Origin of the sequence: Pseudomonas sp. PAGU 2196 (genome assembly GCF_022179005.1) — a bacterium.
Classification (GTDB): Bacteria; Pseudomonadota; Gammaproteobacteria; order Pseudomonadales; family Pseudomonadaceae; genus Aquipseudomonas; species Aquipseudomonas kermanshahensis.
Genome location: NZ_BNTL01000039.1, coordinates 261 through 1389 on the forward strand (window position 1 = coordinate 261; position 1129 = coordinate 1389).

A 1129-nucleotide genomic window follows, 5' to 3' on the forward strand; every position below is an offset into this window, starting at 1 on the left:
CAGATAAACACCTGTCCCCGCAGATACAACGCCGCCCGCCCACTGATGATCACCCGCCCATTACCCGGCACCTCGCACAGCAGCTGCCCCTTGCGCACCCCACCCTGCTCGCAGCTCAACACATTCTTGCCCAGCCGCTCGGCCCACAGCGGCGCCAGCGAGGTGTGCGCCGAGCCCGTTACCGGGTCCTCGTTCACGCCTACCCGCGGGCCGAACCACCGGGTGACAAAATCAAACCCACGCCCCGCCGCAGTCACGGCGATCCCGCGCACATCAAAGGCCGACAGGGCGACAAAATCGGGTTTCAACGGGTCCAGCAACGACGCGTCATCGATCACCACCACCAAGTCATCGCTGCGGTACACCGCACGCGCACTGCTCAGGCCCAGCGCCTCCAACAGGCCCGCTGGGGCCTCCACCGCTTCCGGTTGCTTGGCCGGGAAGTCCATCGCCAGCAGCCCGTCGGCACCACGGCTGACGCGCAACTCGCCGCTGCGGGTATTGAACCGCAACACGGGCGCCTGCACACCCAACTGCTCGAACAACACATAAGCTGAGGCCAAGGTGGCATGGCCGCACAGGTCGACCTCGACCGTCGGGGTGAACCAACGCAGGTCGTATGCCTCACCGTTACGCACGAAATAGGCGGTTTCGGACAGGTTGTTCTCTTCGGCGATGCGTTGCAGCACATCGTCCGGCAGCCAGCTGTCCAGCGGAATGACTGCCGCCGGGTTGCCACCGAAAGGCTCAGCGGAAAACGCATCGACCTGGAAGATCTCGAGTTGCATGCACACACTCCTTGTTGGCCGGGACGCTGCCGGGCTCATGGGTGAAAAGAGTCAGTTTCGTACCGGGGTCAACACCGGCTCGCCGGCAAAGAACGCCTGCAGATTGCGCACTACCAACGTCACCGTGTCGCGCGCGGCCTCCGGCGACTGGCCCGCCACATGGGGTGTCAGCACCGTATTGCCGAGCGCCTTGAGGGCATCGGGCACTGCCGGCTCGTCGTCGAACACGTCCAGGGCGGCACCGGCAAGCTTGCCGCCCGCCAGCGCCGCCACCAGGGCCTGGGTGTCCACCACGCTGGCACGGGCGATGTTCACCAGGTAGCCCTCGGCGCCGAGGGCTT

At 65.8% G+C, this 1129-nt stretch carries 2 protein-coding genes; both read right to left on the minus strand.

The window, feature by feature from the left end; genetic code table 11:
• On the minus strand, window positions 1-788 hold a 788-nt coding region (locus tag MFF34_RS26530; RefSeq protein WP_099428661.1), incomplete at its 3' end, for a PhzF family phenazine biosynthesis protein.
• Window positions 789-839: 51 nt separating this feature from the next.
• A partial coding sequence (locus MFF34_RS26535) for an NAD(P)-dependent oxidoreductase (protein WP_283236633.1) occupies window positions 840-1129 on the minus strand: 290 nt, incomplete at its 5' end.